The 4,782-nt window shown below is 40.6% G+C and carries 8 protein-coding genes; 7 read left to right on the top strand and 1 reads right to left on the bottom strand.

Translation table 11 applies throughout. From position 1 onward, the window contains the following. The 7 genes from JMX94_RS13365 to JMX94_RS13140 all read left to right on the top strand — a co-directional run. On the top strand, positions 1-187 hold a 187-nt coding region (locus tag JMX94_RS13365), incomplete at its 5' end, for a hypothetical protein (protein WP_227673656.1). A 115-nt stretch (positions 188-302) separates the two neighbouring features. After that, positions 303-1,226, top strand: coding sequence for a replication initiation protein RepM (repM, locus tag JMX94_RS13115; RefSeq protein ID WP_201566009.1), 924 nt, complete (start codon positions 303-305; stop codon positions 1,224-1,226). A gap of 371 nt (positions 1,227-1,597) precedes the next feature. After that, positions 1,598-2,284, top strand: coding sequence for an inovirus-type Gp2 protein (locus tag JMX94_RS13120; RefSeq protein WP_201566010.1), 687 nt, complete (start codon positions 1,598-1,600; stop codon positions 2,282-2,284). 26 nt (positions 2,285-2,310) lie between these two features. Then, a complete protein-coding gene (locus JMX94_RS13125; protein WP_201566011.1) occupies positions 2,311-2,802 on the top strand; it encodes a hypothetical protein in 492 nt (163 codons plus the stop codon). Between the two features lie 9 nt (positions 2,803-2,811). Beyond that, positions 2,812-3,045, top strand: coding sequence for a hypothetical protein (locus tag JMX94_RS13130; RefSeq protein WP_201566012.1), 234 nt, complete (start codon positions 2,812-2,814; stop codon positions 3,043-3,045). A 3-nt stretch (positions 3,046-3,048) separates the two neighbouring features. Further along, positions 3,049-3,291 carry a hypothetical protein gene (locus JMX94_RS13135; RefSeq protein ID WP_201566013.1) on the top strand — a complete coding sequence of 81 codons (243 nt, stop codon included), beginning with the start codon at positions 3,049-3,051 and terminating at the stop codon, positions 3,289-3,291. A gap of 9 nt (positions 3,292-3,300) precedes the next feature. Beyond that, entirely contained in the window at positions 3,301-3,534 is a 234-nt protein-coding gene (locus tag JMX94_RS13140; RefSeq protein ID WP_201566015.1) for a hypothetical protein, read from the top strand. Positions 3,535-3,652: 118 nt separating this feature from the next. On the opposite strand, the gene JMX94_RS13145 is transcribed toward JMX94_RS13140, so the two are convergent. Beyond that, positions 3,653-3,895 carry a hypothetical protein gene (locus JMX94_RS13145; protein WP_201566017.1) on the bottom strand — a complete coding sequence of 81 codons (243 nt, stop codon included), beginning with the start codon at positions 3,893-3,895 and terminating at the stop codon, positions 3,653-3,655. Between the last annotated feature and the right edge of the window lie 887 nt (positions 3,896-4,782).

Genomic DNA, 4,782 nt, shown 5'->3' on the forward strand with positions numbered 1-4,782 from the left:
TGGGTTAATCAATTTTGATAATGTTCTGAGCCTGATTTTAGTTAGCAATTCAAAACATAGTTATCAACAATCAAAAAGCAGTTTGTCCTATTTTTTATTTATTAATACTTTTTATTTATTAGCTCCCTTGCAGACCTTACCATTCATAGCTTACAGCGTTCATATAGCAACCAATCCCGTGCATTAAAGCAACCAATCCCGTGCAATGTAGCAACCAATCCCGTGCATTAAAGCAACCAATCCCGTGCAATAAGCAACTTAATAATATATAGTTGCTTAATACTACTATTGAGTGCTTTATCATGTCCAAGTTAGTCGTTAAAGATACCGCATTAATCAATGCAAGCTACAGCCTCGGATTGTCTGAGCAGCGACTAATCTTGTTAGCAATCTTAGAGGCACGGCAAAACAACCATGACGGCAACTATAACAAGCGACTGGTAGTTAGTGCTGACAGCTACATGACGCACTTCAATGTAAAGCGTAGTGCTGCATACGAAGCACTGCAGACGGCTTGTAAGAACCTTTTTGAGCGTAGATTTAGCTATCAAGAAAAGCGTACTAGAGGCGTGGCAAATGTTACTAGCCGATGGGTTAGTGAGGTCGCTTATATCAATGAAACGGCAACCGTTGAGATTGTCTTTGCTCAGTCGGTTATACCGCTAATTACTGAGCTAGAGGGTCGCTATACCAGTTACACCATAGAGCAAGTGGCAAACCTCAATAGTGGCTATGCAGTGCGTTTGTACGAGCTGCTGATTGCCTTCCGTAGCACTGGCATTATTACACCTATGCCACTAAATGAGCTGAGAGATAAGTTAGGAGTGTTAGATGACGAATACCCACGGATTGAACGATTTAAGACTAAGGTACTAGATATTGCTATCAATCAGATTAACGAATTTACCGATATTACCGTCAATTATAAGCAGCACAAAACAGGTCGTAAGATAACAGCCATATCATTTAAGTTTAAGCAAAAGAAAGCACCTGAGCCGATTATCAAAGATGACGGTTATATCAAAATGACTGACAGCCAAGTAAGAACCTTTAGCAGCAAATTAGCTCGATTGCCTGAGCTTGGCAATAATTCGCCATTAGGTGCAAGCACTGAGCAATACGCTGCAATCATAGCCGATGAACTCAAAGACGCTGACAAACAAAAGAAATACCGCAAGCATTTAGCAAAGTTAAATTTTCAAGCAGCAAAGAGCAAGGTTAAGTAAAAACAGGCTCACAGAATGACGCTCACAGCCTCGTAAATCGTTTTTGATAGTGAGGTACTACAGATGGCTAGAACGCCAAAATGAGCAGATAGAGAGCAAACAGTATACTTTTAGTGATAATGACCTACTATTAAGCACTGTTTAAATGTTGTTAAGAAAAAATTAATAGTTAATTATGTCATTACTTTTTACTCACATTTTGATGTTATTTCGGTGTGAACCGCCCACAGTACAAGGCATACAATATTAGATTATGATAATAAAAAAACAGGTACCTTTATAATATCCTTTTAACCTGAGCATCAAGTAACTATGAAGTTGATCGAGTACTTACCCATCTTTTATCTTTAACATTTTGAGGTTTTCAAGCAATGCGTGAGGTCACTTATAACGAACGGATTTTACTTGGTGATAGGTGGTTGCCAATCTATACGAGGGGGTTAAATGGTAAGGTCTATGGTTGCTATGTTGAGCCGTTGAGGGCGCTTGAACGTCAAATGACGGCTATGGTTAGTCACCATGCAAACGTGCTGATGATTAGGGTTGATATCCATGTCAAAGAATTTGAGGGTACGCTTGATAACAAGTTGATGACTGACTTCATGCATGAGCTGAGAAAGGGAATAAAGAAAGCGCATAGTGTTAAGCGTATTGGTTACTTCTGGGTTCGTGAGATAGAAACAGTTAAACATCAGCATTATCACTTATTGATTATGGTTGATGCCGACAAGGTGAACACACCCAAAGGAATATTTATAGAGTGCGAAAAGATATCAAGGCGAACGTACGAGTTAGCAAAGCCAAGTCTACCGCCAAACTCTTATGTTAAGGTCAAAAGAGGCGACTCTGAAACCTTCGATAGAATGTTCTTTAGATCAAGTTATCTTACCAAAGAGCGTGGCAAAAACAGAAAGGGAAAGTACGCTAATAATTACGGTTCGAGCAACATTGCATTGAATGAGAAAAAGCATATAACACCCACTTCGAGAACATTTATATCTGGTATTGAGTACCTGAAACAGATAGAGGCTGAAGCCAATAAAAAGAAAATAGCCTAATCATTTCGATGTTGTAGGGAATAAACATGGCAGCACTAGCGACCACTTCGAGCCTGAGCAATTACCCTCGATTGACCATTGCACAGTATCGTGACCAGTTGAGGCAATCAGGCACAGCAAGCAGCATTGACCTTGCATATTCATATCGAGGCAAGGCATACCGCTACAGTATCGAATTATCAAAGACAGCACCTCACTACGGTGGCTCACGCTATTGGTTCAGATGCCCATCATGCAGCAATCGAGTAGCAGTGCTGTATTGTGCAGGGACTTACGTCTGTCGTGGCTGTATTGGTGCTTGTTACGGCTCACAGCTACAGCAACCCATTGACCGCCTATTCAGTCGTGCTGATACCATTAGACAGCGTTTAGGGTGGCAAAGTGGCATTGCTCATGGCAGTGGTACAAAGCCCAAAGGTATGCACTCAAAGACGTTTGATAGGCTAGTGAATGAGCATGACAGACTGACTGCTAAAATATGGCAGCAAACACTCGATAAACTAGGTTGCACCCATTGAGGCTAACAAATGAGAATACCTGATTTAAATGACCTGATAGCAGACTTGCAGACAGCCAAACAGATAGCGATTGATGACCGCAATCCAAACGCCATAGTCACAGCCACAATGAGCCAAGCCAAGTTACTAGGCATGGATAACATGAGGGACGTAACGCCAAACAGTAATGGACTAGGATATATTCCTGAGCTAACACCTGAGGCAGCACTGGCAATCAGTAAGCGATTAGATGAGGAGTATTGAACCATGAGCAGATTGACGATCGATGACCTACTTGACCAGTTAGAACAGGCAAGGCAAATGGCGATAGAGGAACGCAAACCGTCTGCAATGATACAAGCCACTGCTACTATGGCAAAGCTGACAGGGTTAGATAAGCCAGTGATTAAAGACGTTGAGCCGATAGCAAACAGACCTACAGTGATAAGGTTGGTTGCTGGAGTATCAGCTAATGACGCAAGCAAAGCCTATCGAGATATTATGGGGTAAAGAATGAAAATGAGCATTGATGACCTGATGACAGAATTAGACGATGCTAGATTGACTGCCAAAGAGAATGGCCAAGCATCTGCTATGGTTGCTGCTACGATGAGCAAAGCAAAGTTACTGGGGTTGGATAAAGGCGTTAATGATGGAGATGAAGTGCAACCAGTATCAATAACTATAAACATGGTTGATGCTCGCAAACCTGAGCTGATAGAACGTAAAGTCACCCCATGTTTTGACCAGTAGCGACAGACAGACGTTGTTAAAAATGATGTTAAAAGAAAATAGATAAAACCTGAACACCGCTAAATCACTTGGGCTGCAGGTCAATAGTTCGATGCCTTTACAGCGCACCGAACACAATTTAAGCGAATATTGCGTAAGCCACAAAACAGACAATGCCTACCAAAGTTAAGTTTGTTAACCCACTAACCCACTCGTTGTCGCTTGTTGCCATACCATAAATAATCAACAAAACGATTAATGTGGCAAGTATGCCAAGCAATAGCCAGATGTTAGCCATAGCCCAAAAAGCAATAGTTAGTAGTAAGCCGAGACCGATAAGCCAAACCAAGAGATAACCAACTAATTGTAATAAACCACTCATAGCACACCTATATTTTTTTGCCCTATAGTAACAACGTAATTCAACAAAAGTTAGTAATATCGATTAATCTCAAAACAGCCGATATGAAAACCGATCGTTGGGCTTGTCAAAAAACAAAATCAATAAAGCCCGTAATTACTGGGGCTGTAACTGCTAGTTGAGGCGGTGCTGTACCGATTGAACACACTGCAGCTACTGCTAATCGTGGTCTATTTGGTGGTCTATTTAGTCACCGACAGCCAAAGAACACAGTAACCGCAAGCGTTACCGCCGATAGTTCGAATTCCTTAAGAACCGCCAAACTCAATATTCAGTCACCATACTAAAAAAACCTAGCAGCAACCATCGTAGATAAAATAAAAATTAAACCGCAAATCCCAATTGCTCGTATTAAAAATCTTTTATTGTCCAATGCTGCCTCCTTGGTTTTTTATAGTTAATCAAATTAATATACATATTACAGTGATACTAAACCAGTGAGAACACCTGAAAACCTATCATTAGCCTATACCTAAAACATAAAATCAGTAAATGATAGCTGACCTATCAATAGACTTCGCCTGATTATCAAACGATAGTAATTACCCATCATTATCAATGAACACTCAATATCAAGTCTAAGTGATAATTGACTGATAATTTCATTACCTCATCATTCCATAGCCAAACTAATCACCAATGATATGAGCTGAGATAGTAGCAATTTGCTGTCTGATTGGCTCGCATTTCAATTCTAAGGGTAAAGACCTAGTAAGTTACCTATTGAGAAGTCAAAGCACCTTGTAGGGCAAATCTGAGCAGTTGGCTATTATCTGATGATTGCCTGAGCTTGGTTGATGACTTCACCAGTGACAGATAATTCAAATCTGAGCCAATCTATCCAGCAA

This window comes from Psychrobacter sp. CMS30 (assembly GCF_904846565.1).
Lineage (GTDB): Bacteria > Pseudomonadota > Gammaproteobacteria > Pseudomonadales > Moraxellaceae > Psychrobacter > Psychrobacter maritimus.